The sequence below is a fragment of the Streptomyces sp. NPDC006463 genome (assembly GCF_042870715.1).
GTDB lineage: Bacteria > Actinomycetota > Actinomycetes > Streptomycetales > Streptomycetaceae > Streptomyces.
This window is the reverse complement of record NZ_JBIAHP010000013.1, coordinates 119004-143781: the sequence shown is the minus strand read 5'-3', so window position 1 is coordinate 143781 and position 24778 is coordinate 119004. Positions and strand designations below refer to the sequence as shown.

31 protein-coding genes and 1 pseudogene are annotated in these 24778 nt (G+C 70.9%); 15 read left to right on the top strand and 17 right to left on the bottom strand.

The window, feature by feature from the left end:
• Nucleotides 1-28 precede the first annotated feature (28 nt).
• The 4 genes from ACFYOB_RS24455 to ACFYOB_RS24440 form a co-directional block, all read right to left on the bottom strand.
• Nucleotides 29-1015: an endonuclease/exonuclease/phosphatase family protein gene (locus ACFYOB_RS24455; RefSeq protein ID WP_388562738.1), complete on the bottom strand. Its 987-nt coding sequence runs from the start codon at nucleotides 1013-1015 to the stop codon at nucleotides 29-31.
• 63 nt (nucleotides 1016-1078) lie between these two features.
• Nucleotides 1079-2227 carry a winged helix DNA-binding domain-containing protein gene (locus ACFYOB_RS24450; RefSeq protein WP_388562736.1) on the bottom strand — a complete coding sequence of 383 codons (1149 nt, stop codon included), beginning with the start codon at nucleotides 2225-2227 and terminating at the stop codon, nucleotides 1079-1081.
• A gap of 16 nt (nucleotides 2228-2243) precedes the next feature.
• A complete protein-coding gene (locus ACFYOB_RS24445; protein ID WP_388562734.1) occupies nucleotides 2244-2915 on the bottom strand; it encodes a hypothetical protein in 672 nt (223 codons plus the stop codon).
• A 120-nt stretch (nucleotides 2916-3035) separates the two neighbouring features.
• Nucleotides 3036-5045 (bottom strand): RICIN domain-containing protein, encoded by a 2010-nt coding sequence (locus tag ACFYOB_RS24440; protein ID WP_388562732.1) that lies wholly within the window; start codon nucleotides 5043-5045, stop codon nucleotides 3036-3038.
• Between the two features lie 768 nt (nucleotides 5046-5813).
• On the opposite strand from ACFYOB_RS24440, the pseudogene ACFYOB_RS24435 reads away from it, so the two are divergent.
• Both ACFYOB_RS24435 and ACFYOB_RS24430 read left to right on the top strand, forming a co-directional pair.
• Nucleotides 5814-5921: pseudogene (locus tag ACFYOB_RS24435) on the top strand (hypothetical protein); the annotation flags it as partial.
• 65 nt (nucleotides 5922-5986) lie between these two features.
• The gene (locus ACFYOB_RS24430; protein WP_388562730.1) at nucleotides 5987-6202 is read left to right on the top strand and encodes a hypothetical protein; all 216 of its coding nucleotides are present in this window, start codon (nucleotides 5987-5989) and stop codon (nucleotides 6200-6202) included.
• A gap of 112 nt (nucleotides 6203-6314) precedes the next feature.
• On the opposite strand, the gene ACFYOB_RS24425 is transcribed toward ACFYOB_RS24430, so the two are convergent.
• Nucleotides 6315-6617: a hypothetical protein gene (locus ACFYOB_RS24425; RefSeq protein WP_388562728.1), complete on the bottom strand. Its 303-nt coding sequence runs from the start codon at nucleotides 6615-6617 to the stop codon at nucleotides 6315-6317.
• A 564-nt stretch (nucleotides 6618-7181) separates the two neighbouring features.
• On the opposite strand from ACFYOB_RS24425, the gene ACFYOB_RS24420 reads away from it, so the two are divergent.
• The gene (locus ACFYOB_RS24420; protein WP_388562726.1) at nucleotides 7182-8033 is read left to right on the top strand and encodes a universal stress protein; all 852 of its coding nucleotides are present in this window, start codon (nucleotides 7182-7184) and stop codon (nucleotides 8031-8033) included.
• A gap of 109 nt (nucleotides 8034-8142) precedes the next feature.
• The gene (locus ACFYOB_RS24415; protein ID WP_388562877.1) at nucleotides 8143-9423 is read left to right on the top strand and encodes a geranylgeranyl reductase family protein; all 1281 of its coding nucleotides are present in this window, start codon (nucleotides 8143-8145) and stop codon (nucleotides 9421-9423) included.
• A gap of 498 nt (nucleotides 9424-9921) precedes the next feature.
• On the opposite strand, the gene ACFYOB_RS24410 is transcribed toward ACFYOB_RS24415, so the two are convergent.
• A complete protein-coding gene (locus tag ACFYOB_RS24410) occupies nucleotides 9922-10338 on the bottom strand; it encodes a hypothetical protein (RefSeq protein WP_388562724.1) in 417 nt (138 codons plus the stop codon).
• Between the two features lie 331 nt (nucleotides 10339-10669).
• Between ACFYOB_RS24410 and ACFYOB_RS24405 the strand changes: the two genes are divergently transcribed.
• Nucleotides 10670-10843 (top strand): CsbD family protein, encoded by a 174-nt coding sequence (locus ACFYOB_RS24405; protein WP_388562722.1) that lies wholly within the window; start codon nucleotides 10670-10672, stop codon nucleotides 10841-10843.
• 178 nt (nucleotides 10844-11021) lie between these two features.
• Here ACFYOB_RS24405 and ACFYOB_RS24400 read toward each other — a convergent pair whose 3' ends face one another.
• Both ACFYOB_RS24400 and ACFYOB_RS24395 read right to left on the bottom strand, forming a co-directional pair.
• Nucleotides 11022-12089, bottom strand: coding sequence for an SRPBCC family protein (locus tag ACFYOB_RS24400; protein WP_388562720.1), 1068 nt, complete (start codon nucleotides 12087-12089; stop codon nucleotides 11022-11024).
• Between the two features lie 3 nt (nucleotides 12090-12092).
• Nucleotides 12093-13352, bottom strand: a complete 1260-nt coding sequence (locus ACFYOB_RS24395; RefSeq protein WP_388562718.1) for a histone protein — start codon at nucleotides 13350-13352, stop codon at nucleotides 12093-12095.
• 155 nt (nucleotides 13353-13507) lie between these two features.
• Between ACFYOB_RS24395 and ACFYOB_RS24390 the strand changes: the two genes are divergently transcribed.
• From ACFYOB_RS24390 to ACFYOB_RS24355, 8 genes are read left to right on the top strand one after another with little or no spacing between them, the layout of a single operon-like run.
• Nucleotides 13508-13888, top strand: a complete 381-nt coding sequence (locus ACFYOB_RS24390; protein ID WP_388562714.1) for a gas vesicle protein — start codon at nucleotides 13508-13510, stop codon at nucleotides 13886-13888.
• 27 nt (nucleotides 13889-13915) lie between these two features.
• A complete protein-coding gene (gene gvpJ, locus ACFYOB_RS24385; RefSeq protein ID WP_388562712.1) occupies nucleotides 13916-14380 on the top strand; it encodes a gas vesicle protein GvpJ in 465 nt (154 codons plus the stop codon).
• Between the two features lie 3 nt (nucleotides 14381-14383).
• Entirely contained in the window at nucleotides 14384-15094 is a 711-nt protein-coding gene (locus ACFYOB_RS24380) for a GvpL/GvpF family gas vesicle protein (RefSeq protein ID WP_388562710.1), read from the top strand.
• A gap of 58 nt (nucleotides 15095-15152) precedes the next feature.
• A complete protein-coding gene (locus tag ACFYOB_RS24375; protein WP_388562708.1) occupies nucleotides 15153-15401 on the top strand; it encodes a gas vesicle protein GvpG in 249 nt (82 codons plus the stop codon).
• 42 nt (nucleotides 15402-15443) lie between these two features.
• The gene (locus tag ACFYOB_RS24370) at nucleotides 15444-15854 is read left to right on the top strand and encodes a gas vesicle protein (RefSeq protein ID WP_388562875.1); all 411 of its coding nucleotides are present in this window, start codon (nucleotides 15444-15446) and stop codon (nucleotides 15852-15854) included.
• The gene (locus tag ACFYOB_RS24365) at nucleotides 15851-16705 is read left to right on the top strand and encodes a GvpL/GvpF family gas vesicle protein (RefSeq protein WP_388562706.1); all 855 of its coding nucleotides are present in this window, start codon (nucleotides 15851-15853) and stop codon (nucleotides 16703-16705) included. Before ACFYOB_RS24370 ends, ACFYOB_RS24365 begins: the two co-directional genes overlap by 4 nt.
• On the top strand, nucleotides 16702-16914 hold the full coding sequence (locus tag ACFYOB_RS24360) for a gas vesicle protein (protein ID WP_388562704.1): 213 nt from the start codon (nucleotides 16702-16704) through the stop codon (nucleotides 16912-16914). The genes ACFYOB_RS24365 and ACFYOB_RS24360 overlap by 4 nt, the downstream gene beginning before the upstream one ends.
• Entirely contained in the window at nucleotides 16911-17309 is a 399-nt protein-coding gene (locus tag ACFYOB_RS24355; protein WP_388562702.1) for a gas vesicle protein K, read from the top strand. The genes ACFYOB_RS24360 and ACFYOB_RS24355 overlap by 4 nt, the downstream gene beginning before the upstream one ends.
• 163 nt (nucleotides 17310-17472) lie before the next feature.
• On the opposite strand, the gene ACFYOB_RS24350 is transcribed toward ACFYOB_RS24355, so the two are convergent.
• The 4 genes from ACFYOB_RS24350 to ACFYOB_RS24335 all read right to left on the bottom strand — a co-directional run bounded on the left by ACFYOB_RS24350 (nucleotide 17473) and on the right by ACFYOB_RS24335 (nucleotide 19505).
• Nucleotides 17473-17736 carry a GlsB/YeaQ/YmgE family stress response membrane protein gene (locus ACFYOB_RS24350; RefSeq protein ID WP_388562700.1) on the bottom strand — a complete coding sequence of 88 codons (264 nt, stop codon included), beginning with the start codon at nucleotides 17734-17736 and terminating at the stop codon, nucleotides 17473-17475.
• 55 nt (nucleotides 17737-17791) lie between these two features.
• A complete protein-coding gene (locus ACFYOB_RS24345) occupies nucleotides 17792-17962 on the bottom strand; it encodes a hypothetical protein (protein WP_388562698.1) in 171 nt (56 codons plus the stop codon).
• Between the two features lie 309 nt (nucleotides 17963-18271).
• Nucleotides 18272-18772, bottom strand: a complete 501-nt coding sequence (locus ACFYOB_RS24340; protein WP_388562696.1) for a GNAT family N-acetyltransferase — start codon at nucleotides 18770-18772, stop codon at nucleotides 18272-18274.
• 112 nt (nucleotides 18773-18884) lie between these two features.
• Nucleotides 18885-19505, bottom strand: coding sequence for an MBL fold metallo-hydrolase (locus ACFYOB_RS24335; RefSeq protein WP_388562694.1), 621 nt, complete (start codon nucleotides 19503-19505; stop codon nucleotides 18885-18887).
• Here ACFYOB_RS24335 and ACFYOB_RS24330 point away from each other — a divergent pair.
• On the top strand, nucleotides 19504-19974 hold the full coding sequence (locus ACFYOB_RS24330; RefSeq protein WP_388562692.1) for a MazG-like family protein: 471 nt from the start codon (nucleotides 19504-19506) through the stop codon (nucleotides 19972-19974). The two genes, ACFYOB_RS24335 and ACFYOB_RS24330, sit on opposite strands and share 2 nt — an antisense overlap.
• A gap of 9 nt (nucleotides 19975-19983) precedes the next feature.
• On the opposite strand, the gene ACFYOB_RS24325 is transcribed toward ACFYOB_RS24330, so the two are convergent.
• The 4 genes from ACFYOB_RS24325 to ACFYOB_RS24310 form a co-directional block, all read right to left on the bottom strand.
• Nucleotides 19984-21261 carry an SGNH/GDSL hydrolase family protein gene (locus tag ACFYOB_RS24325; RefSeq protein ID WP_388562690.1) on the bottom strand — a complete coding sequence of 426 codons (1278 nt, stop codon included), beginning with the start codon at nucleotides 21259-21261 and terminating at the stop codon, nucleotides 19984-19986.
• 105 nt (nucleotides 21262-21366) lie between these two features.
• Nucleotides 21367-22260 (bottom strand): sigma-70 family RNA polymerase sigma factor, encoded by an 894-nt coding sequence (locus ACFYOB_RS24320; RefSeq protein ID WP_388562688.1) that lies wholly within the window; start codon nucleotides 22258-22260, stop codon nucleotides 21367-21369.
• An 81-nt stretch (nucleotides 22261-22341) separates the two neighbouring features.
• The gene (locus ACFYOB_RS24315) at nucleotides 22342-23115 is read right to left on the bottom strand and encodes an SGNH/GDSL hydrolase family protein (protein ID WP_388562686.1); all 774 of its coding nucleotides are present in this window, start codon (nucleotides 23113-23115) and stop codon (nucleotides 22342-22344) included.
• A complete protein-coding gene (locus ACFYOB_RS24310; protein ID WP_388562684.1) occupies nucleotides 23102-23671 on the bottom strand; it encodes a PadR family transcriptional regulator in 570 nt (189 codons plus the stop codon). The genes ACFYOB_RS24315 and ACFYOB_RS24310 overlap by 14 nt, the downstream gene beginning before the upstream one ends.
• Nucleotides 23672-23756: 85 nt before the next feature.
• On the opposite strand from ACFYOB_RS24310, the gene ACFYOB_RS24305 reads away from it, so the two are divergent.
• Entirely contained in the window at nucleotides 23757-24182 is a 426-nt protein-coding gene (locus ACFYOB_RS24305; RefSeq protein ID WP_388562682.1) for a nuclear transport factor 2 family protein, read from the top strand.
• Between the two features lie 160 nt (nucleotides 24183-24342).
• On the opposite strand, the gene ACFYOB_RS24300 is transcribed toward ACFYOB_RS24305, so the two are convergent.
• Complete coding sequence (locus ACFYOB_RS24300) at nucleotides 24343-24543, bottom strand: hypothetical protein (protein WP_388562680.1); 201 nt, start codon at nucleotides 24541-24543, stop codon at nucleotides 24343-24345.
• Nucleotides 24544-24778: the final 235 nt, after the last annotated feature.

Here is a 24778-nt window from a genome sequence, read left to right as displayed (position 1 = left end):
AGCGGGCCGACCGTGTCGCCCCCGCTCGTCAGAACCGCAACGAGGCCGCCACGGGCAGGTGGTCGCTGGGGGTGGCCGGCAGGGTCCACGCCGACACCGGGGTGAGGTCCCGGACCAGGATCTGGTCGATGCGGGCGACGGGAAACGTCTTGGGCCAGGTGAAGCCGAAGCCCGCGCCCGCCGCGTCATGGGCGGAGCGGAAGCGGCCCATCACCGGAGCGAGGGCCCGGTCGTCGGTGGTGCCGTTGAAGTCCCCGACCAGGAGCGTGCGGCCGGCCGGGGCGGCGGCCAGCTCAGCGGCGAGCCGTCCCGCGGCCGCGTTGCGGCGCTCGGTGGTGAAACCCGAACCCAGGCGTACGCGTACGGAAGGGAGATGGGCAACGTACACGGTGAGCGGGCCGGCGGGGGTGTCGGCGGTGGCTCGCAGGGCGCGGGTCCACGGCATGATCGCCACCGGGGCGGTGTCGCGCAGGGGGTAGGTGCTCCACAGCCCGACCGTGCCCTCCACCACGTGGTACGGGTGGGTCTCGGCCAGTATCTGTTCGTACTGGTGGACGGCGGGCTCGGTCAGCTCTTCCAGGGCGATCAGCTGGGCGCCGGAGGCGGCCAGGGCGCGGGCGGTACCGGCAGGGTCGGGGTTCACGTCGTCCACGTTGTGGGTGACGACGGTGAGGTCCGCCGCCCGTGCGTCGCCCCGGTCGAGGAAGGTGCTGCCGTGGAGCGCCGCCCAGGTGAGCGCGGGCAGCAGGACGGCGATCAGCGCGACGCGGGAGCGGCGCAGGAGAGCGGCGGCCAGGAGCAGGACGACGGCTGCGCCGGTCCAAGGCAGGAAGGTCTGGACGAAGCTGCCGAAGTTCGCGATCCGATTCGGGATCCAGCCGTGGAGCAGCATCGACAGGGACGTCAGTACGGCCAGGGCGGCGACGATCCGGCCACGGCGGCCGGAGCGGCGGGCGCGGGGCAGGACCCGGCGCTCGCGGGGGGCCGTCGGTGCGGGGGCGGTCTTGACCTTCATGACCTTGGTGACGCTCGCGAGGCCGTCGGGGTTCTCCTCACCGCCACGCCGTACGATCCGTGCTCAGTCACCCGGGAGCAGCCGGGTTTCGGCGCCCGGCAGCCCCTTGGCCCACCAATGGCCGTAGCGCCCGTAGACCTTGGGGTCCCGGGCGGCGAGGAACGCGACGAGGGACCTGGCCTCCGCGGCCAGACCCGCCCAGGCGCGGCCGGAGAGGGGGTGGAAGGCGGTGGCCTCGATTCCGCCGTCGACGGGACGCCAGACGCCGGCGACGTAGCCGTCGACCAGCAGCGTGGGCAGCACGTCGCCGTTCACGCGGGTCACGTGCTTGCGGTAGGCGGGAGGTATGACGCGGCCGCGGTCGGCGTAGGCCAGCAGGATGCTGTCCCACATCGCCATCAGCCGGGGCGGGGCGGGAGTGTCCCCGGCCGGCCGTGGCGCGCCCGGGACGTCGTACAGCACCGTGCCGTCGGGGCCTTCCAGTTGTTCGAGCTCCTCGGCCACCGCGCCCACCGCCGCTTTGACCCGGGCCCGCTGGACCAGCGCGAACTGCGCCATGTCCGCCACCGACGCCGGCCCGAAGCCCTCCAGGTAGCGGCGGATCAGGCACTGCAGACCGCCGGCGGCGACATCGGGGTCGGCGAGCACGGGCAGCGTGCCCGCCGCGACGTACGAGGGCCGGGTCTCGAAGGACCAGGGCCCTCCCGTGCGGGCGTGCCACAGCGGCGCGTACTGCCGCAGCATCCGTTGGGCGCCCGGCTCCATCGGTGCGCCCAGCCGCTGGGCGAGCCAGCCCCCGATCTCGGCGGCGGTCCGCGGCAGGTCGGCGTACCGCAGCAGATCCCCGACCAGTACGCCGGCGTCGTCGGCGGTGAGCCCGGATGCCGTGAAGCGCGAGTCGCCGAGCCTGGAGCCGCGCAGCGTCGGCTCCATCGCCTCGCGGAAGGTCCGGTAGTCCTCGGCGTGGACCGTGTGCAGGGTGAGCCGCATCAGCGTCGCCTTGACCGTCCGGTGACCGGTCACGGCCGCGTCGAGGCCGGCCGGGTCGAAGCCGCTCAGCCGGTTCCACAGCGCGATGTACGGCGAGGCGGGCTGCTGGGCCTGGAGGGCGACCACCCGCCGCACCGCATCCTCGACGCCGAGCGACTCGCGCTCCAGCAGCAGTTGCCGGGCGAGCGTGGCCCGGTTGAGCCCCTGCGCAGTGATGTCCATACGGGGAATTGTGCCGTCAGGTCGTCCGGCCGCCGGAACGGGCCCGCTGCACCCGTCGGCGGCGTATCAGGAGGCCCCCGGCCGCGCCGGCCAGGGCCGTAGCCGCCACGCCCGCCGTCGTCCACCAGACGGCGTCGTCCGAGGCCTTGGCGGGCGGCGCCTGCGCCGGAGAGGGGGAGGCGGAGGCGGGCTGCGCGGCAGCGGCCGTCGGAGTCGCCGCGGGAGACGGGTCGCCGGACGCCGAGGAGCCGGGTGCGGGGGCGCTGGGCGTCGGCGTGCCGGCCGTGGGCGTGCCGGCCGTGGGCGCCGGGTCCACCACGGGGACGGCGAGGTCGAGTTCACCGTGTCCAAGGGCGGGGAAGCCTACGTCGACGGTGACCTTCCAGGCCCCCGGAGGCAGTACCTCGGCCGTGGTCCAGCCGGCGGGTGACGCGGCGGGGTCGCGGACGAGGCGCCAGGCCCCGAGCGAGCGGGAGCCGTCGGCACTGACGGCGTTCACCGTGGCGGCGACCGCCTCGTCGACGGCGTCCTTGTCGTTCTCCCACGTGATGTCCGCGGTGACATGGCCGCCCCGCTGTCCGGTCACCACCACCTTCACGGTGTCACCGTGGGCGTGGGCCGCGACGGGGGACAGGAACATGAGGCCGAGTGCGGCCGGCAGGGCGGGGAAGGCGATTCTCTTGCGCATGGTGGCGGTGCTCCGGGTGACTGGGGTGAGGGGCCGGCGGACGGCCGCGTGGTGCGACCGTCCGCCGGGGTGGGCTCAGGACGTCGGGGCTGCATGCCCGTCCGTCGGTCGACCGGTCGGTCAGCCGGACTTCTGTACCGTCCAGGCCTGCGCCGCGCGGCCGTCAGCCCGCTGCAGGTCGAGCAGCCAGTTCCCGTAGTACGGGCGGTTGCTCACGGTCAGGGCGAAGCCGCCGCTCGGGTCCGTGACGCTCACCGAGCCACCGCGGGTCGTCAGCTTCCAGGCCTGCGCACCGCCCGAGCCGCAGGGCTGCTGCGCGACCCACATGCCGGCGGCCGGGGTACCGCCCGGCTGCAGGCACTTGCCGGAGACCGCGGACCGGATGCGGACCTGACCGTTGCCCGCGTCGTCGAAGTACCACTGCTGCTGGGCGTATCCGTTGGCACGCGCACCGACGAGCACGGTGCCGTCGGCGCCGCGGCCGCCCCACACCTCTGCGTTCATGCCGGTGCTGCCGTTGCCGAGCAGGTAGCGGGTACCGGGCGTGGTCGTACCGCCGCCCGCGCCCGTCGTACGGAAGGACGCGGCCTTGCCGGGTCCGGTGTCGCGGCCGGAGCCGTCGCGGACCGAGACGGCGACCGTGTACGCCGTACCGGGCTGGAGGTTGTAGATGCGCAGGGCCTGGGACTGGACCCAGGTCAGGTGCTTGCCGTTCAGCAGGACCTGGTACCAGGCGGCGCCCTCGACCTTGGGCCAGCTCACCACGACGGAGTCGGACTGGATCTGGGCCGCGGTTACGGCCGGTCCGCCGGTGGGCTTCTTCGTCGGCGTCGGCGTCGGCTTATTGGTCGGCGTCGGGTTCGGGTTCGGACCGGGGTCGGTGTTGCCGCCCTTGGTCTTCATCAGGAACTGGTTGTCGGCGATGTTCCAGTGCGTGGCCAGGTAGCTGCCGGCCTTCGGACTGGTGTGGAAGTAGTCGTCGTGGTTGCAGTCCAGGATGTTCTCGGACGCCTGGTTGGTGCACACGTTGCGCATCTGCGGGTAGTACGGGGTGTCCGAGTAGCACATGACGTCCCACTCGTCCGTGCAGTGCGCGCCTCGGCTGGTGTTCGGGGCGCTGTTGTTGACCGCGCCCAGGTTGTGGCCGAGTTCGTGCGCGGCGGTGTGACCGCCCCAGCAGCCGGAGTCCGTACGCCCGTAGGAGGGGCCGAAGTTGCTCAGGTTGGCCTGACCGGGCCGCTCGTCGCCGTTGAAGGTGCCGATGCCGCAGTAGACCTGGGTGTCCGCGAAGATCATGTACTTGCGGTCGCGCCGGTCGAGGCCCTTGCCGGCGAGCGCGGTGTTGGTCGCGCTGAACTCGGACAGCGCCGAGTCCGGGAGCTCGATGTTGAGCACGGTCGGGGTGCAGTCGGCGGCCGTGACGTACCGGATGTGGCGGATGCCGCCGGTCTCCTGGGCGCTCGTCGAGTAGATGAGGTCGGCGTCGGCCGCCCACTTGCGGAACGAGGCGACGTACTCGGAATAGCGGTCACGGCCGGGACCGTGGACGTACACGACCTGGACGCGGTTGCCGGTGCTGCCGTCGCCGTCGCACTGGACGGTCTGACCCGCGGGCCCGGCGGCGACGGTCTGACCGCCCGTCGGGGCGGCCGGCGCGGGTGCGTCGGCCTTGGCCTTGGCGGTCCCGGCGTCGGCCGCGGCGGGCGCGTCCTGAGGACGCCCGCCGCCTTCCGTGGTCGACGGATCGTCGCTCGCGGGGCGGGCCGGATCGGCCGCGGGGGCCTTCGCCTGGACCGCCGGAGCGATGTCCTTCTTGATGTCCACGCCCTTGGGCGGGGCGTCGGGGCCGTGGCTGCACTGTCCGGCGCCCGTGCGGTACACGCCGACGCACCGGTCGCCCTTCGGCGCGGCCTCGAGGCCGTCGTAAACCATGCCGCGGTCGTTCTCGTTGGCGGGCGCGCCGGCGATCGGGTCGGGGTCCTGGTCGCGGGCGGGTGCGGCCGCCGGCGAGAACGACTCCGCGGCAGCCTCCGCCGGAGCGGCCGCCTGGGCCCCGTCGCCGAGTCCGGAGTAGGCGATGCCGGCGGCTATCACCGCCGCCGCGGCCGTGGCGGCGGTGAGGAGTATCAACCGCCGGGGTTTCCGGCGGTGTTCGCGCCGTCTGCGTCGTCCCGTCATGGGCACCTCAAATCGAGATCGGGATTACTGGGTGCGCGGAAGCCTGCCAGACGAATGCGCCGGAGAATTCGGACAAAGGGGAGGGGGCTTCGAGAAATCGTTCCGTTACCTGTCGATCAAATTTGACGAACCGTCAATACCCAATAAAACAAGGCCAGTTACGCGCGTCGCAGGCGATTGGTCCAGGCCTTCCCGAGGGAGTCGTTATCAAATCGAGATATACGGGATTGGCTTGTTGACGGGAATTCAGTCAGGGATTCATCTAATTACTACGTGTCGAATTGACTTCGTCACGACCCGTGAGGAACCGTCCGCATCCCGCAGGTAGCCGTCGACAACGGGACAATCACCGCCGTCGCGGCGTGCGGTGGAGAGGCTCTCGGCGGTCTCGCCCGGATCTCCCGCACCCGGACGTGCCCGAGGAGTACGGGTGATCGAGCAGCGCCAGAAGTACGTGCGGATGGCGATCACGGCCGGACAGCCCGCCGACTCCCTGCAGTTCGAGGTCGTCCTGGGGCACGTCAGGTCCCGCGCCTGGGCTGGGCGGGCCGCTAAGGGCTGTCCCGTGATCCCCGGCGGGCGCACGACGCCGGCTACGGCACCTCGCAAGAACGCCCGAATGCGCCCAGTATGGGGGCGCCCCTCCGTCTTGCGATGCACCGCATCCGACGCCGTGCGCTGACCCACCGGGGATTACGGGACAGCCCTTAGTCCGCCCCGATCGGTGTCAGTGTCCACGCCGTCGCCTCCGACACGGCCTCCCGCCCGCTGTCCTGGCGGCTGTTCCTGCCCGCAGGCTGGGACGGACCGGAGGCAGTCGGCCGCCGGGAACGCTGCCGCATCCTCCCCGATATCGACCGTCACCGGCCCAAGTGGCAGCAGCTGCTCCGGAGATGCCCGACGAACCCGGCGGGACCGGCCTCCGGCCGGCCGTGCTGGTCGCGAACACCGGCTACGGCGCGAACGCGGACTTCCACCACGGCCTGGAAGACCCGGGCCTGGCCTACGTCCTGCATGCCAGAGTCGAGGTGGCCGCCCACGGTGAGGCTGCCGAACCCACCGTGGGGACGGCCGCCGACTGGCCAACAGCACGCCCAACAGTTCCCTGACGTCGTCCACCGGGGTGGTCTGCGCGTGACGCGCGGCTGCGCCTGCCCGCAGGCATCGCGCATCGCCGGTCCCGACGCTCCCGCGTCCCCTGCCGCAGCACGTCCGGCACCGCTACACCCGGCGGCCGATGCGGCCGCCCGAGGCGGCGCGACGAGGTAGGAGGCTGCTCCTGATCCGATGAGCCGCCGACGCAGGGCACACCCCGAACGCGAGGCCGTACTGCCAGGGTGGGAACCCGAGGTGGCCGAGCACGAGGACGGCGAGCAGTGGCGAGGTCGCCACGACGAATCCCGAGCGCGCGACGCCAGGGACGCCGACCGTGTCGGCGTCCCCCAGCAGGAGGCGGGTGAGGCCGGTGGCGTGGTCCGCGTGCAGGGCCGGCGCCTGGCGACGGCCGACCGTCACCCGCGTCACGACGTCGGGGCTACCGGGTGTCCCGTGTCATGCCGCCGGAGACGCTGCCGAGCAGTTCCTGGTCGCCGACGAGGCACCGTCGGCCTCGCGCCACAGCGCGGCACGCCTCCTGCCCATGTGCAGGCAGACGCTTTGGCGTGTCTATCGCCTCGGAACGGGCAGGAGACAGTCGTGAAGCTCACCCCGGGGCGGCACGGACATAAGAGGAGCAGGCATCGGAGGCTCGCTCGCTGGGGACGTCGCGCTGTCACCTGGCGGATCAGCAGGCGACTGGCCGTGTGGGGGTTGCGACTGACGGTATGGGGCGTGCGACAGGCGCTTCGGCGTGCGCTGCGTGCCGCGCTTCCCGGCATTTTGGAGTACGGACCCAGGTTCGCCACGGTCACCTGAGGCAAACGCATTGCGTTGTGGCGTCGGCGCAGAGGAAGCGGGCTGCTGCACCAGTTGCCGCGCGGCGCCGCCGACGGCGCATCCGAACGACACGATCAACGAGCGCAGCGCATCGGCGATATCGCCGATGCCCTCACCACGCCTGATTCGGCGGGCACCACGACGAGGCGTGACATGACAGCACAGGTCATGGTGGGTGTGAACGGCTCACCCGAAAGCCTCGCGGCAGTGGCGTGGGCCGCGCACGAGGCGGCGCTGCGCCATGTTCCGCTGTGCCTGCTGCACGTAGAGGATTGGACGGCGTCGCGGGAGACTCCCGGGGAGCTCGCCTTCGCCGTGGCCTCGCGGTCCGAAGCCCTGCTGCGCGACGCCTTGGAACGGGCGTGCCAGGGCCGGCCACTCCTGACCGTGACTACCCGTTGTGACCTGGGCCCCGCCGCCAAGACGCTGCGCCGGGCCGCGGATGAGGCGGACCTGATGGTGCTCGGCTCGCGCACGCTCGGCGAGGTCGCCGGCTTCCTGCTCGGCTCGGTGTCGCAGGCCGTCGCCGGGAAGGCCGGGCAACCGGTCGTGCTGGTACGGGCGGACCTCACGGACGCCTCCGCCCGAGGAGGGATCGTCGCGGGCATCGGGCTCTGGGATCGCAGTGACCCACTCCTCGGTTTCGCCTTCGCCGAGGCCGACCGCAGGGGCAGTGAGCTACGCGTCCTGCACTGCTGGGGCCCGGCCCCCAGCTACGTGTCCTCGGGTGCGATGGACCCCGACGAGGGGCTCGGGCAGCGCACGGCGGAGCGCCTGGCCGAGCTGCTGCGGCCGTGGCGGCGGACGTACCCGGATGTGCGGGTCACCCCGGAGGCCGTCTTCGGCTCTCCCGTGTCCCGGCTCTCGGAGGCGGCGAGGGGAGCGGGACTGCTGGCGGTCGGTCGAAGGCGGAGGAAGCTACCGCTCGGCCCACACCTCGGCCATGTCGCGCATGCGGTGATCAACCACAGCACCGCCCCGGTCGCCGTGGTTCCACTGGACTGACCGGCAACGGCCCTGCTGCAGGGCCGGGTAGTGAGGGACGCGGCATAGTGGTGGGGTGACCACCGAACGCGATGACGCCGGCGGCGTCGGCGCCCCCGACAGCAGACCTCTGGAACCGGCGGGTGGGGATGAAGAGGCGCAGGTCATCGTGGTGGGGGCGGGGCCGGCCGGTTCGGCCGCCGCAACGGACCTGGCGCGAGCGGGCGTGGACGTGCTGCTGCTGGAGAAGAGTGGCTTCCCCCGGGAGAAGGTGTGCGGCGACGGACTGACGCCGCGGGGCGTCTACCAGTTGGTGCGGCTCGGCGTCGACATCAGCGCGCCGGGCTGGATGCGCAACAAGGGCATGCGGTGGGTGTGTGAGGGCAACCAGGTGGAGCTGGACTGGCCACGGCTGGGCAGTCTTCCCGACTTCGGGCTCACCCGCAGCCGACACGACTTCGACGACCTGCTCGCCGCTCATGCAAGCGCCGCCGGAGCCCGCCTGCGCACCCACGTGAAGGTGACGGCCCCACTGACCGACCGAGCCGGACGTATCACCGGGGTGGCTGCTCTTCGCGGTCCGGACCAGCAGCCGGTTCGCTATCGGGCGCCGCTCGTCGTCGCTGCCGACGGCGCCTCCGCGCGGATCGCGGTGGCTCTGGGACTCGCACGCGATGCGGGCCGTCCGGTCGCGGCGGCGGCCCGCCGCTACTACCGCAGCGAGGCCCGCACCAACGACCCCTACCTTGAGCTCTGGGCCGATCTGCACTTTCCGCACACGGGGCTGGATCTGCCCGGGTACGGCTGGGTGTTCCCTCTCGGTGACGGGCGCGTCAACGTCGGCCTCGGTGCCCTGCCGCAGCGGCAGAGCCGACCGGTGGATCTGCGGGCGGCGCTGGACCACTGGCTGCCCCGCCTGCCGGTGGACTGGGGGGTGCGGGAGGAGAACGCCGCAGGGCCCCTGCGCAGCGCCCCCCTGCCGATGGGACTGAATCGGCGGCCGCAGTACCGGCGGGGTCTGCTGCTGGTCGGCGACAGTGCCGGCATGGTCAGTCCGTGGAGCGGCGAGGGTATCGCCCAGGCGATGGAAGCCGCGGAAGTGGCGGCGGAGACCATCGCCTTGGCCTTGGCCCGGCCGGCCGGGCCGCGTAGGGAACACGCGCTGCAGCAGTACCCCGCGGAGATCCGCCGCCGCTGGGGGCGCTACTACCGTCTGGGCAACCTCGCCAGTGATCTCGTCTTCTCCCGGTACGGCTTCCGGGTGCTCCTCCACCCTCGCGTCATGGCCTCGCCCGTGCTCGTCCGTACCCTGGCCCGCCTGCTCACCCACGTGACCGCGGAACCGGCCCACGACAGCATCGACGCGGTCCTGCACGCACTTCTGCGCCTCGTGCCAGCTCCACGACGGTAAGACCGCCGAAACGATCTGCCGCCTGCCGCCTGCCGCCTGCCGCCTGCCGCCTGCCGCCTGCCGCCTGCCGCCTGCCGCCTGCCGCCTGCCGCCTGCCGCCTGCCCCTCAAGCGCGGCCCAGCCGTCGTCGTCGGCTACCGCCTGGTCAGCCGCGTAGCGGGAGAAGCCGTTTCCCCCGCCCGCAACTCGCCGTCATGTGGCGCCCCATCCATCAGCTTCGTGCCGTGCAGGGCCGGCTGGCCGGGTCCAGGAAGGAGCTGTGGAGCTCCGCCACCCAGGCGTGGGCGGCATCCGCGTCAGCAAGCCCAGGAACTGTCCGACACCGGCGTCGGCGGGCCATTGCCGCACTCGCCCGATGACTGTCTTCGCGCCTGCCTGGACCCCTCCACCATCGAGCCACCGAAGTGACCGCGGCGAGAACGTCGGCCGGGGCGCTATGGATACCTTGGTGCGCGGGCAGCACGGCTCTCTTCTCCCCTTTCGGGCCGTCGTCGACGATCACCGGTTCTGTCGGCAGCGGCGCAGGAAGAGAAAGACGAGGAAGGCGGCGCCCGCGGCAAGCAACGGAGTCCACTTGGACCGTGCCCTGTGGGCAGCCTGAGCGGCCCGTTCACGGACGGCCTCAGGGGTCTTGTCTGCTGCGAGGTGTCTGGCCCGTACCGCGGCGTCGTGGACGTGCTCAGCAGTATGGGTGGCCGTGTGCAGGAGTGGCTCGGGTGCCTTGTCCTTGGCCAGCTGAGTCGCCTGCTCTGCCTTCTCGCGAACCTGGGCCGTTGCCTGTTTGGCCCTGGCGATGGTGTGTTCCTTGATCTCGGCAGTCTTCTCCTTGGCCCTGGCCTTGCCGTGCGTGGGCTCGACTTCCTGCGGCTCTTCAGGCGGGGAGGAGGACTCGTCGCCGTCAGGCTGGCTGGTCATCTGTATGCCTTTCTCTTCGACGTACCTGGGCACGCCGCTAGCTGGCCCGGGGCCTCGCGGCGAGCACGCCTCGAAGAGGCCCCGGTGTGATGATTACGCGGTGAGCGGCTGGATGCCCGGCGCCGAGCTGGTGGTGTCCGCCAGTCGGACGCAGCGCCCGGCTGATCGACGGGAACCGCACCGACGTCGGGGACAGATCGGGCCAGACGCTCAGCCGGGGGTCGCGCCAAACTCCCATCGCCCGCATACACCGGCCGAAACCGAGCCTGCAAGGTGTACCCGCTGCTGGAACGGGCACTTGCCGGTCAGGCAGCTTTTGGAGGTGGATGGGATGGCCGCAGGGAAAAAGGCCAAGAACATCGGCAAGAACGTAAAGGGCAAGACGAAGGAAGTCACCGGCAAGGCGGTCGGCAACGAGAGCCTGGAGATGAAGGGCCGCGCCGAGCAGGCTGCAGGTGACGCGAAGCAGGCCGCTCAAAAGGTGAAGGACGCCCTCAAGCACTGACCTCGTGCCGAACGGGGAGGCCGGCGGCTCTGCCGCCGGCCTCGACATGTCGGCGGGTTGCTCCGCGAACGCGCATGCGAACAGGGCTGAACCGGCGAACAGGGCTGAACAGGGCTGTGACCGTGCGGGAGACACGGCCACAGGGACGGTGAGGGGCGCGGAGGCGGTCCCGTGAGCCTCAGCGGCGGCGTGTCCGCCGGTGGGGCTCTTCGTCCTCCTCTTCGTCCTCCTGTTCGCCCTCCTCCCCTCCCTCGTTCTCGTCCTCGTATTCATAGCCTTCCTCGTCCTGGTCTTCCTCCGGTTCATCCTCATCTTCGTATTCGTCCTGTTCAGCCTGTTCGTCCCCCTCCTCGCCCTCGGGGTAGGCGTACTCCTCGTCGGTGTCCGCGTCTTCGTCCTCCTCCTCCGGTTCCTCCGCCGCGGCCTCTTCCTCCTCAAGAGCCTCTTCTTGGGTGACGACGACTTCGCCGTCTTGGATCTCTCCGCGCCAGCCCTCCGGCTCTTCGTTGGAGAGGGTGACGAAGCGGCTGAAGTTCTTCAGATCGAGCCGCATGCGCCGACCCTGCGCCCGCCAGAGGTTTCCCGTCTTCTCGAAGAACCCGGCGGGGTAATACTCGACGACCAGGACGATCCTGGTGAGTGAGGGGGCGAGCTCGTGGAAGCTCACGCAGCCACGCGTGGTCCCCTTGGGCCCCTCCGAGCTCCAGACGATCCTGTCATCGGGAACCTGCTCCTCGATGGTGGCCTTCCAGTTGCGCGTGGACGGTCCGACCTTGACCTTCCAGTCGGTGGTCGTGTCGTCGTTCTGTGAGACGCTGCGTACACCCTTGGCAAAGCTGCTGAAGTCCTCGTACTGCGTCCAGTGGTCGTAGGCAGTGCGCAGCGGTACCCCGACGTCGATGGTCTCGATGATGTTGATGACCTTCGTGCCGGCCTTGCGTCCCTTGCCCTTGCCGCCGCCGAACAGGTTGGAGGCCGCATCGCCGACCTTGTCCTTGAGGCCGCCGACCGTTTGCTGCAGGACGGCTTTGAGGGGTGAGTCACCCTTGAGGAGCTGACCTCCGATGCCCGTGAGGACTCCACCGTTCTCCGCGACGTCGGAGAGACGGTCGGTGAGGTCGTCCACCTTGTCCACGGCCTTGTCCGCCAGGCCTTCGGCTTGGGCGGAGAGGTAGGCGCCGACCTCCTCGAGCAGCTTGTCGAAACCGGACTGTGCGCCCTTGGCGCCGCGCTGTGTGGTGGCCATGGTTCACCTCCGCGCCGTCGGCTTGCGGCGGGCCGCCTTCTTCGCCGCGGTGGTCTTCTTGCCCGTGCTCTTGGACGCAGCCTGGCGCCCGGGGCTCTTCTTAGCCGCGGTCTTCTTCGCGGCGGGCCTGCTCGCGGCCTTCTTGGCCGGGGCCCGGCGCGTGGACGAGGAGGCTGCCTTGCCCTTCGCCGTTCCCGCCTCGGCCTTCTTCGTCGGCGGCGCGGAGCGTCCGGTCGCGGTCTTCTTCGCGGGAGCTGCCCTCTTCGCGGGAGCCGCCTTCTTCGCGGGAGCGGTCTTCTTCGCCGAAGCCGCCTTCTTCGCGGGAGCGGTCTTCTTCGCCGGAGCTGCCTTCTTCGCCGGAGCTGCCTTCTTCGCGGGAGTGGCCTTCTTCGCCGGAGCGGTCTTCTTGGGTGCCGTCTTACGGGCGGGTGTGGTGCGCTGTTCCGCCTTGGCCGTGCGGGCGGGAGCGGAGCGGCGGGTCGGCCGTCGACGAGGCGGGGGCTCTTCCTCGGGCTCCTCTTCCTCCTCGGGCTCTTCTTCGCCTTCTTCCTCCTCGGGCTCCCGGGCGGGAGCGGAGCGGCGGGTCGGCCGTCGACGAGGCGGGGGCTCTTCCTCGGGCTCCTCTTCCTCCTCGGGCTCCTCTTCGCCTTCTTCCTCCTCGGGCTCCCCGGCGGGAGCGGAGCGGCGGGTCGGCCGTCGACGAGGCGGGGGCTCTTCCTCGGGCTCCTCTTCCTCCTCGGGCTCCCCTTCGCCCTCTTCTTCCTCTGGCGCCTCTTGGTCCTCGAACTCTTGTTCCTCCCCTTCCTCCCCTTCCTCTTCCTCCCCTTCTTCCTCCTCGTCGCCCTCGGCTCCCTGATAGGGCTCCTCTTCGTAGGCCTCCTCTTCGCCCCCACCCTCGCCTTCGTCTTCGTAGGCGTCCTCGTACTCCTCCTCGTCCTCCTCCTCGTCACCGCGGCCGAGTGTGAGGGTGCGCTGGTGGAGCGAGTCGGCGAGCTGGGCCAGCTGGCGGTTGGCGGCGGCCGTCAGCGCCCTGCGGCCGGCGTCCAGCGCCTCGCCCCTGATCTGCTCGCCGAGCTCGGCGACCTGCGGCATCTCGCTCAGCTTCTTCAGGCCCTGCGTCGCAAGCTCCCTCGGCTCCAAGCCGAGGCGGCGGCCGGCGGCGTACGTCGCCAGACTCAAGGCCAGGCGCCCCTTTTTCGCCCGTCCCAGTACGTAACCCCCGACGATGGCGACCGCAAGGGCGATCTTGGTCGTGTCGTCCATGAGCCTTTCCCTTCAGCAGGTGCGCCCGGTCGCCATGGCCCTTGCACCCCCAATGCCGGGGACGCCCGCTCGCACGGTTACTAAGGGGCTGCTCCGTCTGATGCCAGATATGCCTCGTATACGATGAAAAGGTCAGTTTGCGAGGGGAGTGGTCCATGGAGGCAGCAGAGCCGGCGCGCCGTCGGCGCTCCCCCTCGGACGACGGCGGTGACCACGTACAGGCCAGCAGGCCCGGCCGCAAGGCCCCGGCTCGCAAAGCGGCTGCGCGCCGTGGTGTGACGGGCGCGGCCGCCGCCATGCGCCTGGCGGCCGGGCAGCTCTCGGAGCTGCTCGGGCGCCCTCCCGAGTCGGTGTCGGCCCTGCGGCCGACCGAGGACGGCTGGGAGGCCCAGGTCGAGGTCCTGGAGCTGGAACGAATCCCCGACACCACCAGTGTCCTGGCCAGCTACAAGGTCACGATGGACGAGGAAGGGGAGCTGATCTCCTACGAGCGGACCCGGCGATACAGCCGGGGAATGATCGACCGACCAGCCTGAAGGCGCCATCGGTGAAGGGAAGCGGTCATGACTGTGATGCCGCAGGGCGGAAGCAGTATCAGCAGAAGCGCGGGCGGGGGCGGGGGTACGAGCAGCCTCTACGACGTCCTGGAACTGATCCTCGATCGAGGACTGGTCATCGACGTGTTCGTCCGCGTTTCCCTGGTCGGGATCGAACTGCTGAAGATCGACGCTCGGATCGTTGTGGCCAGCGTCGACACCTACCTGCGTTTCGCCGAAGCCTGCAACCGCCTCGACCTGGAAGCGGGCCGCAAGGCGCCCGCACAGCTGACGGACGTGGTCGGCAACGCGGTCGAGAGCGGGGCACACGGCAAGTCCAAGGGCGCGATCAGCGGAGCGGTCGACGCGGTGACCCAGTCCCTGACGAGCAGGTCCGACAAGGAAGAAGAGCCCGAGGAAGAGCCCGAAGAAGAAGAGGTCCCGCGGCGCCGTCGGCCCGCACGCCGCCCGGTACGCCGCGAGAAGGAGTAGGCGATGGCGCTGTACGTGTACTCGATCATCGGGGCCTCGCACCCTTGCCGCCTGGACGGGCTGACCGGCGTCGGAGCGGAGCCCGGGCCGCTTCGCACCATCACTGCCGAACAGTTGTGCGCGGTCGTCAGTGACGTGGACGAGGAGATCCGCCCCAAGCGCCGCGACCTGGCCGCCCACCAGGAGGTACAAGAGCGCCTGATGGCGGACGGCACGGTCCTGCCCCTGCAGTTCGGGTACATCGCCCCGGACGACCAGGCGGTCGTGGACGCTCTCCAGCAGCGCGCGGACGCCTACCTGGATGCCTTGGAGCGGCTCGGAGGTTGCGCCGAGTACCACATCAAGGCGTCCCAGGACGAAGAGGCGCTCCTTCGCGAGATCCTGGACGACCTTCCCCAAGCGCGGAAACTCAACGACGAGATCCGGGCCGGCGACAGCGACCCCCGGCTGCCGCTCCAGCTCGGAGAAATCGTCGCCACGGAGGTACGCGGCCGGCAGGAGGCCCTGGCCGCGGGCCTGATCCAAGCCCTGGTTCCCTTCGCCCGCGAGCACGCCGTCCGCGCTCCGGTCGACGGGGACATACTCAACGTCTCCCTCCTGGTCCACGCAGACCAGAAGGAAGACTTCCTCGCCGCCGAGGCCAGCCTCGCCCGGCAGGTCGACGGCATCGATTTCCGCTTCGCAGGGCCGCTGCCGCCGTACAGCTTCGTGTAGGGGCCAGGGCCCGGCCACCCGCACGTGGCAACGGCCGGGAGCGTTGGGAGGAGGAGCCATGGGGCTGCTGACACAACTGCTGACGGCACCACTGGCGCCGGTGCGCGCCGTGGTGTGGGTGGCGGAGCGCGTCGTCGACAAGGCGAACGAGGAGTACTACGACCCCGCCCCCGTCCGGGCGGCGCTCGCCGACCTCGAAGGCCAGCTGCTACGGGGAGAGATCGACCAGGCCACCTTCGACCGCGCGGAGGACGAACTTCTCGACCGGCTCGACGAGATCATGCAATTCCGGCAGCGCCCGCAGTGACCTGGGAGGTCGGGGACCGTGACTGACCCACTCGCCAACCGGATGGGCCCTTTGCCGTCCCGGGCAACGCCGCTGTCCTATCCGCCGAGCTCCTCCGCCAGTCTGGCCGACATCCTCGAACGCGTCCTGGACAAGGGCATCGTCATCGCCGGCGACATCCGCATCAACCTCCTCGACATCGAGTTGCTGACCATCAAGCTGCGGATCCTGATCGCCTCGGTGGACAAGGCCAAGGAGATGGGCATCGACTGGTGGGAGTACGATCCCGCCCTCTCCTCCCGCCACAGCGGCGACCCGCTCGCGGAAGAGAACCGCCGTCTGCGCGCCGAGGTGGAGGCACTGCGGCGCGAACGCCTGGAAGCCACGCCGTCCCAAGGCGCCGATGACAGCCCGGTGTGGGAAGAGGACCGCCCGGCTCGCGGCGCCGCCAAGAGGAACAGGCCCGCCCCATGACCTCAGAGCCGACCCTGACCTACGTGTACGCCGTCGCCGTACCCACGCCGCAGCTCGGCCGGATCGTGGCGTCCCTGCGCGGTGTGGACGATGCCCCGGTCACCCTCCTGACGCCCCCTGAGGACGGCGGTCCGACGGCCCCCGCGTTCGTCACCAGCCAGGTTCTCCACGGGGACTGGCGCGAGGAAGTACTCCGAACCCGCTTCGAAGACCTCGCCTGGCTGGAGAGCACCGCCCGAGCTCACCACCACGTCATCCAGACGCTCACCGACCACGCCACCGTCCTGCCCTTGCGGATGGCCACCCTCTACCAGGACGACGACCGGGCCCTGGCGGCACTGCGCGAGCAGCAGCCCGCTTTCGCCGACCGCCTCGCCCTCCTCGCCCACCACGCCGAGTACGGCATCAAGGTCTACGTCCGCCCCGGCGCCGGCGCCCCTGACGCGCAGGAGGCCGCCGCGCCCGCATCCACCAGTCCTGGCAAGGCCTACCTCCATGCCCGCAAGGCGCAGCACCATGCCCGTGAGGACCGCTACCAGCAAGCCACGCTAGCCGCGGAACGCATCGCCGCCACCGCGGCCCGGCACGCGACCCACGTCGTGCGGCACCCCACCCAAACAGGGCCACTGGCCCGCGGCGAGGACGGCGAGGACGGCGAGAACGTCCTCAATGACTCGTACCTCGTTCCCGACGACCAAGTCGAGGCCTTCCGCACCGCCGTCCGACATGCGAGCCAGGACCTGCCGGGCGTACGCATCGACCTCACCGGCCCCTGGGCGCCCTACTCCTTCGCCATGCCGCCACCCCGAGCCACCGGCACGGCCCACGAAGCCCCCGGTGGACGAACATGACCGTCACCGAACGCGACGAATCGCTACCGGGCCGGCAAGTCGCTCTCGTGGACCTCCTCGACCGGCTACTGGCCGGCGGCGTCGTGATCACCGGCGACCTCGTCCTGTCCATCGCGGACATCGATCTCGTACGCATCTCCCTGCGCGCGCTCATCACCTCTGTCACCAGCCCCGACTCCCCTTCCCTCGATGGCGGCGAGCGGCGATGAACGCCGATCCCTCAGCGCAGCCGCCCCCCGACCCGGGCCGCCTCAGCGCCGTCGGCGACACCATGGCGAACGCCTTCCGGCTCCTCCAAGCACCCCCCGCCGCCCCCGGTGACACCCAACCCCCGGCCCGCCGCATCCACACCGACCCCGACACCGTCGGCGAAGACCTCCTCAAGCTCGTCCTCACCCTCGTCGAGCTCGTGCGTCAACTCATCGAACGCCAGGCACTACGCCGCGTCGACGCGGGTGACCTCACCGACGAGCAGGAGGAGGAACTGGGAGCCACGCTCCTCGCCCTCCACGACCGCATGACCGAGCTGTGCGCGGAACACGGCTACAGGCTGGAGGACCTCAACCTCGACCTCGGTCCACTGGGCCCGCTCCTGCCGCCCTGAACCGCGGACCGCGCGGCTTGGCCCGGGGTGCGGGGGCAACGAGAAACGGCTTCGGCCTCGCGTGGAGGGGAAGCCGTTTCCTGTGCCGGACCTCATCGGCCGAGTCGGAGGTGCTGGTGCGCGTGTGCCTGGCGGCAAGACGTCGCCCCTCGCCCCTCGCCGGTCATCGCGCTGAGCGGCGGAACAAGCGGAAGATGACCAGGAGAATGAGAGAGCCGACAATGGCAGCGATCCAGGTCGAGAGCTCGAAGAAGCCGTCGACGGACTCGACGCCGAAGATTATCTTGCCGAGCCATCCGCCGAGCAGACCGCCGGCGATGCCGATCAGCGTCGTGACGATGATTCCACCCGGGTCCTTCCCGGGCATCAGCATTTTGGCGATGATGCCCGCGAGCAGCCCGATCAGAATCCAAGCAAGTATGCCCATGATTCCTTCTCATATCGTGCGCAAAAGCCGGTGTCGCAAGAAAGCCGCAGCGTGATCAACGGAACTGGTCCTTTCCCTTCTCCTTGACGCGCCGCGCCTTACCCCGGGCTTCCAGAGCTGCGCCCTTGGCCGCCAGGGTCTCCTTGCCCATCGCATGGGCTGCTTTCCTCACAGCCCTACCCGCAACTTGTTCGATCTCGGCCTTGGCCTTCTCGCCGACACCCATGTCGGCTCCTTTCACTCCAGCCCACGGCCCTGCCACGGCCGTCCAGAACCGCCCGTCCCGCACGGCCCAGGGCGACCGGATCCGGGGAAGCCTCGCCGAAAAACGCAGGCACCGGTGCGTCCATATCGCCAGTATCGCGCGAGTCCCGGCAATCGCGGCGGCCGCGGTCCGGGATCGGCTCCCGCCTCGCCTGAAAGCCGTGCGCGCGCGTGAGGCACGGGCAGCGACTCGCGACGCGCCATGACGAGCTTGCGGTTCGCTACGACGCGGCCGTGCTCGTCGTGGTCGGCAACGAGCAGCTGTGGCCACTCACACGGCGCGTTCCATGCAGACCAGCTGGTCCCGTTGGTCCCACGGCTCGGTGACGGTGAATCCGAGCCGCTCGTACAAGGCGATCGCGCCCGTCCGCCATTTCCACACCGACAGCCGCACCGTACTGACGCCGCTTTCTGTAGCATGCTCGAGCGCGGAGTTGAGCAGGCTGGACGCGATGCCCCGCCCCCGGACCGCCGGATCCGTCCAGAGGCGCTTGACCTCGGACCTTCCGTCGACCGGAATGGTCACCACCAGGCAGCCCACGGCAATCTCCCCGCTCAATGCCAGCAGCACGACATCGTCAACGAACACGGCCTGTGGATCCGCGATCTCTACCCGGTAGCGGTTCGGCAACCCCTCCACACCGGCGACGGCCTCACCCTTCTCGGCCTGCGTCTGCAGATGGTAGGCCGCCAGCAGCTCGGCCGGCCCATCCTGGGCGGAAGGGGTCTGATCCGGCCAGCGGACGACGGAGACCTCGTGTGGATCAGTCATGGCGTCAGCATCACATGACGCACGTCAGGACCTGAGAGCGCATCCTGATCCACTTTCGAGTACGGGCTGCCTTCCGGCCGGGGCCGGGCCGGCCTCCGCGACGCCGGCTTCTCTACGGCAGATCGACCGAACCGCCCAGCGGGATGCGGGCATAGTCGGTCTCGCCCTTCCAGTCCAGCCACCGGTCGAAGTTGCCCTGGCCGAGTTCGTTCACGAGGGCGTCGTGGATGGGGAAGGCACGCGCCGGTCCCACCGCACGTACGAACTCGACGGCCTCGCCCGTCTTCAGCCACGGTCCGGACGCCGGCACCAGCAGGGTCTCGACCGTCTCGGAGGGCACGAACAGCGAGTCGCCCGGGTGGTAGACGCCGTCGACGACGAAACCGAGGTTCGGGCACCCGGGCAGGCCGTCGACGATCTCGGCGTGCTCGCCGCCGACGGCGCGCACGGAGAAGCCGGCCGCGGTGAAGGCCTCGCCCGCCGCGACGGCGGTCACGCCGTCGCCGAGCTCCGCGGCCAGGGCGGCGTGCGTGTGGACGGTCAGCTCGGGGTTGAGCTCGCGCGCCGCCTTGAGCGCGGCGACGTCGATGTGGTCCTCGTGCTCATGGGTGATGAGTACGGCGGTCGCTCCGAGGAGGGATTCCGCTTCGGACAGCGTTCCCGGGTCGATCACGAGGACGCGGTCCCCGGCTTCGAGGCGGACGCAGGCGTGGCCGTACTTCGTCAGACGCATGCGATCAACCTACCGGCAGCTGTGGGGAGTTCTCCAGCGAGATCGGGACGGCCGCGCCGCCGGTAGGGTGCTGCTCCTGCCCGGCGCCGCCGCGTACGGGCACGGGAACAGGGAGGCACCGCACGCCGTGACCGCCACATGGGACACCATCACCGCCCTCGCCGACCGCTTCGACGCCTCCGACGCCGAGATGGGACTGAAGCCGGAGGAGAGCCACCTGCTCCAAGTTCTCAAGATCGGCGAGGAGTTCGGCGAGGCCGCCCAGGCCGTGATCGGCGCCAAGGGCACCAACCCCCGCAAGGGGCACTCCCACAGCTGGGAGGACGTCCACGACGAGGTCTGCGACGTCGTCATCACGGGCATGGTCGCCCTGGCCCGGATGCGACCCGACGCGGCTGCCTACTTCGCCCGGCAGCTCGCCCTGAAGGCGGGCAAGTTCCTGCCCGCTTCCGAGGAGAGCGCCACGTGACCGACCGGTCTACAGCGAGTTCAGGTCGACGGCTTCGGCCATCGCCCTGTACCCGGCGTCGTTGAGGTGGATCCGGTCGCCGAAGGCGTACTCCTGCTTGATCGCGACGGCCTCGGGGTGGGCCGGGTCGACCGGGGCGGCCAGCACCCGGTCGAAGTCCGCGACCCCGTCGTACGCGCCGCTGGTACGGATCCACTCGTTGACCGCCTTGCGCACCTTCTCCCCGCGCTCCGTCCAGTGTTCGAACCCGTGGTACGGCGGAATGGTGGCACCGATGACCCTGACGCCACGGGTGCGGGCTTCGCGGATCAGCTGCCGGTGCCCGGCGATGATCTCCGCGGCGGTCACCTCGGGGCTGGGCGTCGTGCAGTGGTCGGCGGGCCCGTCGGGCATCACGATGTCGTTGGTGCCTTCGAGGACGACGACGGTGGCGACGTCGGGACGGCCGAGGGCGTCGCGCCGGAACCGGGCGAGGGCGCTCTCCCCGAAGCACTCCGAGTCGCCCAGGACCTTGTTCCCGCCGATGCCCGCGTTGAGCACGGTCCGCGGACGGCCCTGCGAGGCAAGGCGCTCGGCGAGTTCGTCGGGGTAGCGGCGGTCGGCGCCGGGGGTGGCTCCGTACCCGTCGGTGAGGGAGTCCCCGAAGGCGACGACCGCGCCCCGGCCCCCGCCCGGGCCGCCGGGGCGGAGGTTCTTCACGTCGACGCCGGCCAGGTAGTACCAGGAGAAGCCGGCCTCGGAGAACGCGTCCGCCGCCGGATCGCCGAGGTGGTCTCCGGTGGCGCGGTAGGACGTGGTCATCGCGACGTTGTGGAAGGTGGCCGGACCGGTGGCGCCCTGGAAGTAGAAGGTCACGGTGAGCTGTTCGAAGGCCCGGACGGGCAGGGCTACCGGGTCGCTCGACAACTCCCCGCCGGTGGGGACCGTAGCGGCTCCCGATCCCTTGAACCGCAGCGGCCGCACCGTGTCCGGTTGTACGGCGGCGCCTCCGGCGCTCCTGGCGACCGTCGCGCCGGTCAGCCGGAGCGGTGTGGTGCCGAAGGCGTTGGAGAGGCGGACGCGCAGCTCGGAGCCCTCGGCGCCGACGCGGATGGTCTGGCGTACGGAATGGTTGTCGAAGCCGCCCTCCGACCAGTTTGGGTACCAGGTGGTGTGGGCCGGGGCCTGCTGGGAGGCGTTCCAGGCGCTGTGCCAGGGAGCCGGGTGGGCGGCGGGGGCGGGCGAGGCGGCCGTCGCGGCGACGAGGGCGGCCAGCGGAAGGGCGAGGGCGAACGTCTTCGTGGTCATACCCCCTTGACCCGCCCCGTCGGGCGAATGTGACGGACCTGAGGGAATGTGCGGGTGCGGCGGGCCGATTGGGCCGCCGCACCCACGGGAACGTCTGCCGACGGCTCAGCCGTCGATGAAGCTCAGGTCGATCCGCGCGAGGCGCTCGGGGTCGGTGAGGATGTCGAGGGCGGTGATCTTCCCGTCGACGATGGTGAACGCCATGACCGAGAGCGGCCGGCCCTGCGATACGGCGACCACGCCGGGGGTGCCGTTGACCAGCGCCGGGTGGGCGGCCTCGGCGAAGCGGGCGAAGGTGATGGCCTGGGAGGCGACATCGGTCGCGCCGCGGCGCAGGATGCCGGGGCGCAGGGTGCCGCCGTCGGAGCGCGCCACGACCTCGGGGTCGAGGATCGTGACGAGGGCCTCGAAGTCACCGCCGCGCGATGCGGCCAGGAACGCGTTGACGACCGCGCGCAGCCGGGTCGGATCGGTGTCGGGAGCGGGAGCCCCGTTCTGGACGCGGCGGCGGGCGCGGCTGGCGAGCTGCCGGGTCGTGGCCGGGGTGCGCCCGAGGACGGGAGCGATCTCGTCGAACGGTACGGCGAACATGTCGTGCAGGACGAAGGAGAGGCGCTCGGCGGGGGAGAGGGTCTCCAGGACGACCATCAGCGCGATGCCGACCGAGTCCGCCAGGAGTACCTCCTGCTCGGGGTCGAGGCCGTCCGGTCCGCTGACGACCGGGTCCGGGAGCCGGACCTGCCCGTCCTGGTCGTGCAGCGGATCCTCGCGCCGTGTGGTGCGCGAGCGCAGCATGTCCAGGCTCACCCGGCCGACCACGGTCGTCAGCCAGCCGCCCAGGTTGTCCACGGCGTCGGCGTCGGAGCGGCTCAGCTTGAGCCAGGCCTCCTGGACGGCGTCCTCCGCTTCGGTGAGCGATCCCAGCATGCGGTAGGCCACGGCCCGCAGATGGCCGCGGTGCTCCTCGAAGCGCTGCGCCAGAACGTCTTTCCCGGTCACCCGTCACATCCCCCGTGTTCGTCCCTGCGGTGCAGTGACGGACGATAGTCGACCGGACCGACAGCGCGGCGGCGCGTCGCGCTAACCCAGGGGCCGGAGTTCGGGGCGTTTCGCGGTCCGGCCGTCGCCGGAGGAGCGGCCGCGCAGGCGGCGCCCGATCCAGGGGCCGAGGAACCCGGCCACCCAGCGCAGCTCGGCTTCCGCTGCCTGCCGACGTCCGGGTACCGGCCGGGGCGGCAGAGGAAGGGTCCAGCTGTCGTCGCTTCCGGGCAGCCGGATGGCCTGGGCGAGGGCCGCGGCGATCCGCGCGTGGCCGAGGGGGCTCGCGTGGAGGCGGTCCGCGGTCCACAGCCGGGGATCGGCGGCGACCGCATGCCGGCCGACCTCGGCGACCGTGACCCCGTGGCGTGCGGCGGCCGCGCGGATGCGGGTGTTGAGGTCGGACACGCGGGACCCGAGCGGCCGGGCCAGCGGCACGATCTCTCCCACGTCGGGGAACGTCACGGTCACCACGTGGGTTCCGGCGGCCGTCAGCGCCGCGAACATCTCCTCCAGGTGCCCGGCCACCTCCGCGGCGTCGAACCGGGGCCGCAGCATGTCGTTGACCCCGGCGACGACCGTGGCCAGGTCGGGACGAAGTGCCAGGGCGGGCCCCAGCTGCTCGGCGCGTACCTGGCCGGCCTTGCGTCCCCGTACGGCCAGATTGGCATAGCGGACCTCGGGGTTGACGGCCGCGAGGTGCTCGGCGAGCCGGTCGGCGAAGCCCCGCAGGCCGGCCGTGTCGTCCCCGTCGCCCATCCCTTCGGTCTGGCTGTCGCCCAGGGCCACGTAGCGCAGGTATTCACCGTTCGGCACGGGTGGCCTGCCTTTCCCGCAGGACGGCGGCGGTCCGCAGGCACCACTCCCGGTGGCCCTGCTCGAAGGCCACGCCGCGCAGGCACGTCAGGTACCCGCCGATCCGCTCGCCGCGCAGCAGGAACTCCGCCTCGTCCATGTCGCCCCGCATCTGCCGCAGCAGTTTCCCGAGCAGCTCGATCTTGGCCTCGGCGGCGGACGCCCGCTCTTCGAGCTGTCCGATCACCGGCGCGGTGCCGATGCGGTCCGCGGTCTGCACCTTGACGAGCAGGTCGTCGCGGATGACGGACGGCTTCGACGCCGCCGCGGCGAACTCCTCCAGCGCGGCGCGACCGGCGGCGGTGACCTGGAACAGTCGCTTGTTGGGCCGCGTCTCCTGGACCACCTGCCGGCCTGCGACCAGGCCTTCCTGTTCCAGCTTGGCCAGCTCGGTGTACAGCTGCTGGGGGAGCGCGTGCCAGAAGTTCGCGACGCTGACGTCGAACACCTTCGCCAGCTGATACCCGCTGTACTCGCCGTCCAGCAGCGCCGCCAGCACGGCATGTCTCAAGGCCATCGCCGCAGCCCTTCCCCGTCTCGTCCGTCCCGTGCATGATACTCAAGAAAGCGACTAGTCATATCCTTGAGTATCAGGAGGGGTCATGGAGACTGCCGAACGCTTCCGCGCCGCCGTGGAGAAGCGCGATCTCGCCGCGCTGGACGACCTGTTCGCCGAGGACATCCGGCTCTACAGTCCGGTGAAGTTCACCCCGTTCGAGGGCAAGCCGATGGTGCTGGGACTCTTCGGAGTCCTGTTCCGCGTGTTCGAGGACCTCCGCTACGTCGGACACCTCGAGGGCGTGGCCGAGACCAGCGCCGACGGCGCGGAGGCACCGTCGGTGATCCTGCCCTTCCGGGCCGTCGTGAACGGCAAGCAGATCCATGGAATCGACCTGCTCCAGCTCGACGGGGCGGGCCGGGTCGGGGAGTTCACCGTGATGGTCCGCCCCCAGTCCGCCGTGCACGCCCTGGGCGAGGCGGTACTGGCCGGCCTGGTGGCCGACGGCCTCGTCCCCGACCCCGCCTAAGGGCTGTCCCGTAATCCCCGGCGGGCGCACGACGCCGGCTACGGCACCTCGCCGCGTTGTCGGAACGCCCGAACACGCCCAGTATGGGGGCGCCCCTCCGTCTTGCGATGCACCGCATCCGACGCCGTGCGCTGACCCACCGGGGATTACGGGACAGCCCTTAGGGCTGCCTGTTCTCGCCGGGGCCGGCGGCGGCGCCGGCGGCGAGGATCAGGTCGGCGGCGTAGTGCGGGCAGGCCGCGGTGTGCCAGGTCACCGTCAGCGAGCCGGCCACGGCGGACAAGGTCCGTGCGACGCCCTCCTTGTCGGTGGCCTGGCAATACGTGCAGATGACGTTCTTGGGGCGCAGGAAATCGAGCACGGTCACGTCCTTCCCGCGGACAGCGCGCACACCGGAGCTGTCCAGAAGTATCAAATCCGGGCGCTATCAGGTCGCGGTACCCGCGAGTACGTACAAACCGTTCTCGTTCGGCGAGTCTTCGATGCGTCTGCGGCGTGTCTACAGGTTGCGCCGGACGACCCGGTCCCGGCCGCGCTCGCGTCGTGTCCGGTGCTCGGGGGCCGTACGGTGACGCGGAAGGTGCACGTCTGCCCGG

Excerpts from the sequence above, each read along its gene's own strand:
- ACFYOB_RS24455 (WP_388562738.1), bottom strand. The coding sequence starts at position 1,015 with ATGAAGGTCAAGACCGCCCCCGCACCGACGGCCCCCCGCGAGCGCCGG.
- ACFYOB_RS24450 (WP_388562736.1), bottom strand. The coding sequence starts at position 2,227 with ATGGACATCACTGCGCAGGGGCTCAACCGGGCCACGCTCGCCCGGCAA.
- ACFYOB_RS24445 (WP_388562734.1), bottom strand. The coding sequence starts at position 2,915 with ATGCGCAAGAGAATCGCCTTCCCCGCCCTGCCGGCCGCACTCGGCCTC.
- ACFYOB_RS24430 (WP_388562730.1), top strand. The coding sequence starts at position 5,987 with ATGCCCGACGAACCCGGCGGGACCGGCCTCCGGCCGGCCGTGCTGGTC.
- ACFYOB_RS24420 (WP_388562726.1), top strand. The coding sequence starts at position 7,182 with ATGACAGCACAGGTCATGGTGGGTGTGAACGGCTCACCCGAAAGCCTC.
- ACFYOB_RS24410 (WP_388562724.1), bottom strand. The coding sequence starts at position 10,338 with ATGACCAGCCAGCCTGACGGCGACGAGTCCTCCTCCCCGCCTGAAGAG.
- ACFYOB_RS24405 (WP_388562722.1), top strand. The coding sequence starts at position 10,670 with ATGGCCGCAGGGAAAAAGGCCAAGAACATCGGCAAGAACGTAAAGGGC.
- ACFYOB_RS24400 (WP_388562720.1), bottom strand. The coding sequence starts at position 12,089 with ATGGCCACCACACAGCGCGGCGCCAAGGGCGCACAGTCCGGTTTCGAC.
- ACFYOB_RS24395 (WP_388562718.1), bottom strand. The coding sequence starts at position 13,352 with ATGGACGACACGACCAAGATCGCCCTTGCGGTCGCCATCGTCGGGGGT.
- ACFYOB_RS24390 (WP_388562714.1), top strand. The coding sequence starts at position 13,508 with ATGGAGGCAGCAGAGCCGGCGCGCCGTCGGCGCTCCCCCTCGGACGAC.
- gvpJ (WP_388562712.1), top strand. The coding sequence starts at position 13,916 with ATGACTGTGATGCCGCAGGGCGGAAGCAGTATCAGCAGAAGCGCGGGC.
- ACFYOB_RS24380 (WP_388562710.1), top strand. The coding sequence starts at position 14,384 with ATGGCGCTGTACGTGTACTCGATCATCGGGGCCTCGCACCCTTGCCGC.
- ACFYOB_RS24375 (WP_388562708.1), top strand. The coding sequence starts at position 15,153 with ATGGGGCTGCTGACACAACTGCTGACGGCACCACTGGCGCCGGTGCGC.
- ACFYOB_RS24370 (WP_388562875.1), top strand. The coding sequence starts at position 15,444 with ATGGGCCCTTTGCCGTCCCGGGCAACGCCGCTGTCCTATCCGCCGAGC.
- ACFYOB_RS24365 (WP_388562706.1), top strand. The coding sequence starts at position 15,851 with ATGACCTCAGAGCCGACCCTGACCTACGTGTACGCCGTCGCCGTACCC.
- ACFYOB_RS24360 (WP_388562704.1), top strand. The coding sequence starts at position 16,702 with ATGACCGTCACCGAACGCGACGAATCGCTACCGGGCCGGCAAGTCGCT.
- ACFYOB_RS24355 (WP_388562702.1), top strand. The coding sequence starts at position 16,911 with ATGAACGCCGATCCCTCAGCGCAGCCGCCCCCCGACCCGGGCCGCCTC.
- ACFYOB_RS24350 (WP_388562700.1), bottom strand. The coding sequence starts at position 17,736 with ATGGGCATACTTGCTTGGATTCTGATCGGGCTGCTCGCGGGCATCATC.
- ACFYOB_RS24345 (WP_388562698.1), bottom strand. The coding sequence starts at position 17,962 with ATGGGTGTCGGCGAGAAGGCCAAGGCCGAGATCGAACAAGTTGCGGGT.
- ACFYOB_RS24340 (WP_388562696.1), bottom strand. The coding sequence starts at position 18,772 with ATGACTGATCCACACGAGGTCTCCGTCGTCCGCTGGCCGGATCAGACC.
- ACFYOB_RS24330 (WP_388562692.1), top strand. The coding sequence starts at position 19,504 with ATGCGATCAACCTACCGGCAGCTGTGGGGAGTTCTCCAGCGAGATCGG.
- ACFYOB_RS24335 (WP_388562694.1), bottom strand. The coding sequence starts at position 19,505 with ATGCGTCTGACGAAGTACGGCCACGCCTGCGTCCGCCTCGAAGCCGGG.
- ACFYOB_RS24325 (WP_388562690.1), bottom strand. The coding sequence starts at position 21,261 with ATGACCACGAAGACGTTCGCCCTCGCCCTTCCGCTGGCCGCCCTCGTC.
- ACFYOB_RS24310 (WP_388562684.1), bottom strand. The coding sequence starts at position 23,671 with ATGGCCTTGAGACATGCCGTGCTGGCGGCGCTGCTGGACGGCGAGTAC.
- ACFYOB_RS24305 (WP_388562682.1), top strand. The coding sequence starts at position 23,757 with ATGGAGACTGCCGAACGCTTCCGCGCCGCCGTGGAGAAGCGCGATCTC.